The organism is Pseudomonas sp., assembly GCF_051660785.1.
GTDB lineage: Bacteria > Pseudomonadota > Gammaproteobacteria > Pseudomonadales > Pseudomonadaceae > Aquipseudomonas.
In genome coordinates, this window is the sequence record NZ_JBOFQE010000032.1 from 1 (window position 1) to 4,081 (window position 4,081).

Here is a 4,081-nt window from a genome sequence, read left to right on the forward strand (position 1 = left end):
TCAACGTGCGACCTACCTGACATCGTGGCTGCACGAGTACAACTGGCATCGCCCGCATGCCAGCCTGAGTTATTTGCCACCGATTAGCCGAATAGCATCCGTGAACAACGTGGTGGGTTTACACAGCTAGCTCCCACATGGGTTTTGCGGTGTGGCTTAGAGCGTGAAATCACCTTCAGCCGCCAACTCACTCAGCGGGCGACGCGGGCTTGGTTCTTCGCGTGCTTGCAGGTAATCGGCCAGCGTCGCTTTATCGCCCAGTTTGCCCACGGCCACTGCCGCGTGCAGTGCATATCCTTCAGGAATGTTCAGCTCCTTGCGGGTCAGGTCCTGGTCGAAACCGGCCATGCCGTGGGTGTGCCAGCCGCTGATGCTTGCTTGCAGCGCCAAATGGCCCCAGGCCGAACCGGTGTCGAAAGTGTGCCACAGCGCCGGGGTTTCTTCGGTCGCTCCAGGCACCGCGAAGGTGGTTTTCGAGATCACGATCACCAGCGCCGAAGCGTGTTGCGCCCAGCCACGGTTGAATTCGTTCAGCAAGCCCAGGAAGCGCTCCCAGTTCGGCGTGTCGCGACGCGCGTAGAGAAACCGCCAAGGCTGCGAGTTGTAGGCCGATGGCGCCCAGCGTGCGGCTTCGAAAAAGCTCAGCAGGGTTTCTTCGGGGATGGTTTCGCCGGTGAAGGCGCGGGGCGACCAGCGATCGGTGAACTGAGGGTGGATCGCATAATCGGCAACGCGTGGATTTGCACTCATCAAGAGATTCCTTGCTTCGTATGAAAGTGAGGGTCGTCTGAAACCTGCGGGCGCAGTTGAGCTGAGCGCTAAGGTTTTCGAGAGCCGGGCAGTTCACCTGAATGCAACGCGGTGGAGCGTTAATGGCATTTGGGCATGGCTCCTTGCGACTGGCAAAGCTACGTGGCGGCGCAATAACTGACAAGCCCGTTCTACCGGCAGTCGCCAATGCTTGGCCCGCAAGGGCCTTGGCACTAGACTGGCGGCCTTTTCACCACCTGATGTCGATGCTTGAACCATGGCCGCCAAAGTCGAACCGTTCTGGATACGCAAAACCCTCGATCAACTCGATCCCCAGGAATGGGAATCGCTGTGCGACGGCTGTGGCCTGTGCTGCCTGCAAAAGCTCGAAGATGAAGACGACAACTCCGTCTATTACACGCGCATCGCCTGCAAATTGCTGGACCTAAACACCTGCCAGTGCACCGATTACCCGAACCGCCGGGAATTCGTCCCCGATTGCATCCAGCTCACGCCGGGCAAGGCTGACGAGTTCAAATGGCTGCCGCCGACCTGCGGTTATCGCCTGGTCAGCGAAGGCAAGGACTTGCCCCTGTGGCATCACCTGGTGTGCGGCGATCGCGATGCAGTGCACCACGAACGTATTTCCCAGTCCGGGCGCATGCTTGCCGAAGGCAGCGTGGACGAAGATGACTGGGAAGACCATCTGATTTTTCGGGCGGGTTAATTCCCACTCACAAAATCGGCATTGATTACTAGAATTCAGGGCTGCTACGCAGCCCAGCGCGAGCAAGCTCGCTCGCCACAAGGAGTGAGTATGGCTGTGGGATTGCGGCTGGCGTTGACCTTTGGGCTTTTGGCTCTAAGTGCGCCCGTATGGGCGGCGAAGAAAATCGATCTTGATTACCACGTACGACTGTTGCCGCAAAGCGATCAGGCCGAAGTGCGGCTGACCCTGGCTCAGGGCTCGGCGGTGCGCAGTCTGGATTTCGATCTGGGCGACGGCAGCCACTACAGCGACTTCAAGGCCGACGGTCAATGGCAGCTCATGCCGGGCAAGGAGTCGCGCGGTGTCTGGCGTCCGGCCGCCGACAAGGCCAGCCTGACTTACCGCGTGCGCATCAGCCATGGGCGCAAGAGCGGCAGCTTCGATACGCGCATGACGCCAACCTGGGCGCTGATGCGCGGCGACGATCTGGTGCCACCGGCCAAACTCGATCAGCAGGACGGCATCGAGCTGGTGTCACGCCTTGAATTCGAACTGCCCGCGGGCTGGAAAAGCGTCGAAACCGCCTGGCCGCGGATCGGCAAGAACAAATTTCGCATCGATAACGTCTCCCGGCTGTTCGACCGGCCCACCGGCTGGATGCTCGCCGGCCACCTCGGCAGCCGTCGCACCCGGCTCGGGGAAACCGAAGTCACCGTCGCCTCGCCCCGAGGCCAGGGCATGCGCCGCATGGACGTGCTGACGTTGCTGACCTTTGTCTGGCCGCAAGTGCAGGCTGTGTTCCCGCGTCATCCGACCAAACTGCTGATCGTCGGCGCCAACGACCCGATGTGGCGCGGCAGTCTGGGCGCGCGCGAATCGATCTATCTGAACACGCGTCTGCCGCTGGTCAGCGAAGGCGGCACCAGCGCGCTGGTGCGTGAATTGGCGCAGGTGTTCGGGCGGATCAACGACAAGCAGCGCAGCGACTGGATCAGCGAAGGGTTGGCCGAGTATTACGCGATCGAACTGGTCCGCCGCGCCGGGGGCATGAGTGATGAGCGCTATGAAAGTCTGCACGGCAAGTTGGTCAAGGACAGCCAGAAGGTCACCACGTTGCGTGGCGAACAGGTAAGCCCGGCCCAGGTTTCGAAAGCGGTGTTGTTACTGCAGGAACTGGATCGCGAGATTCGCTTGAAGACGCGCAACAAGCGCTCGCTGGATGATGTGTTGCGTGGGGCGATGCATCTGGAGAGTGTGGATACCAAGGAGTTCGTGCAACTCGCGGAAAGCGTAATTGGCGAATCGTCGAAGGTTCTGGATACCGAGTTACTTCAGTAACACAGCCATCGCGAGCAGGCTCACTCCTACACTGGTCTTGTGTACGACGCAGATCAAATGTGGGAGTGAGCCTGCTCGCGATGAGGCCCTAAGCCTCACCGCAATATCCAGATCAAACCCCGGTTTTAGGCGACTTCAACGAATCATTACCTGTCACCGTAGCGGTATGGGTCGCCGCCTCGGCATTCGCCTTCAATTTGCTCAACTCTTCCCCGGCCCGCTCGATCTTCGCCCGAACGGTGTTCATGTCCTGACGACTTTTCTCCAGCAGGCTTTTCGCCGAACTGTGCCCGGTAATCCCGCGAGCCAATGCGACACCGCCGATTGCCACCTGGATCAACCCGAAAATCCCGCCGCGACGCAGGCCCTTGCCCATCATCAGCACGCCGCCGGCAAGAGAGCCGACGCGTTCCCAGCCGTGAACGTTCTGCTCGGAATGAGTCTGGAACGGGGTGGATTCGATGCGTTCTACGCGTTTGAGTTCGCTCATGATCTGTCTCCAGGCAGGAATGACTGCTTCAACAATAGATAGTTAAGCTGACTGCCGGGGGCGTCCGCTTGTTCCATCGAATGTGCAGTGATTCAGCGGAATTTTGCCCCGGAACGGGTATTAAGCCCTTTGGACATGCGGTCGTAGAGCACGACGTTGACCGTGGCGGCCAGGTTCATGCAGCCGGTGGTCGGGATGTAGACCACGTCTTCGCACCAGTCGCGAATCTCTTTATCCAGCGAACCGTCTTCCGGACCGAAGATGTACAGCGCGCGGTCCGGGTGGGTGTATTCGGGCAGCGAGCGGGCGCCTTCGACCAGCTCCACGGCGACGGGGACGCAGCCCAATGGAAGGATTTTCTTCAGGTCGTCGATGCCGATCAGCGGGATGTCGTAGTGGACGCGTTTGGTGTCGGTCACAAAGTCGGCAGCGCGTTCATAACGCTTGCCGGTGTAGAACACGGACGCCACGCCATAGCAGCCGGCGGCGCGCATGACCGAGCCGACGTTTTCCGGTGATTTGGGGTTATACAAACCAATGCAGCTGTACCGTTTGTCTGCCACGAGCGGGGTGCCTTCGGGGAAAAAACGGCGATTATACGGGGATTGGGGGAGGGGGTGTCTGGTTTGAGATTGGTGGTGTCTGAACATTTGCTATCGCTAGCAGGCTAGCTGTGTAAACCCACCACGTTGTTCACGGATGCTATTCGGCTAATCGGTGGCAAATAACTCAGGCTGGCATGCGGGCGATGCCAGTTGTACTCGTGCAACCACGACGTCAGGTAGGTCGCGCGT

The 4,081-nt window shown here is 59.8% G+C and carries 6 protein-coding genes and 1 pseudogene; 3 read left to right on the plus strand and 4 right to left on the minus strand.

Going from position 1 to position 4,081, the window contains the following annotated elements; genetic code table 11:
- A partial coding sequence (locus tag ACRC4F_RS08050; protein ID WP_438657738.1) for an integrase core domain-containing protein occupies positions 1-130 on the plus strand: 130 nt, incomplete at its 5' end.
- Between the two features lie 26 nt (positions 131-156).
- Here the strand turns inward: ACRC4F_RS08050 and ACRC4F_RS08055 are convergent.
- Entirely contained in the window at positions 157-750 is a 594-nt protein-coding gene (locus ACRC4F_RS08055; RefSeq protein WP_438658831.1) for a nitroreductase family protein, read from the minus strand.
- A gap of 277 nt (positions 751-1,027) precedes the next feature.
- Between ACRC4F_RS08055 and ACRC4F_RS08060 the strand changes: the two genes are divergently transcribed.
- Positions 1,028-1,477, plus strand: a complete 450-nt coding sequence (locus tag ACRC4F_RS08060; protein ID WP_438658832.1) for a YcgN family cysteine cluster protein — start codon at positions 1,028-1,030, stop codon at positions 1,475-1,477.
- 90 nt (positions 1,478-1,567) lie between these two features.
- Complete coding sequence (locus tag ACRC4F_RS08065; RefSeq protein WP_438658833.1) at positions 1,568-2,797, plus strand: hypothetical protein; 1,230 nt, start codon at positions 1,568-1,570, stop codon at positions 2,795-2,797.
- Between the two features lie 112 nt (positions 2,798-2,909).
- On the opposite strand, the gene ACRC4F_RS08070 is transcribed toward ACRC4F_RS08065, so the two are convergent.
- The 3 genes and pseudogenes from ACRC4F_RS08070 to ACRC4F_RS08080 form a co-directional block, all read right to left on the minus strand.
- A complete protein-coding gene (locus ACRC4F_RS08070; RefSeq protein ID WP_438658834.1) occupies positions 2,910-3,287 on the minus strand; it encodes a YgaP family membrane protein in 378 nt (125 codons plus the stop codon).
- 92 nt (positions 3,288-3,379) lie between these two features.
- Positions 3,380-3,850 carry an RNA methyltransferase gene (locus tag ACRC4F_RS08075; protein WP_008153126.1) on the minus strand — a complete coding sequence of 157 codons (471 nt, stop codon included), beginning with the start codon at positions 3,848-3,850 and terminating at the stop codon, positions 3,380-3,382.
- Positions 3,851-3,954: 104 nt separating this feature from the next.
- Positions 3,955-4,081 (minus strand): annotated as a pseudogene (locus ACRC4F_RS08080) (IS481 family transposase); the annotation flags it as partial.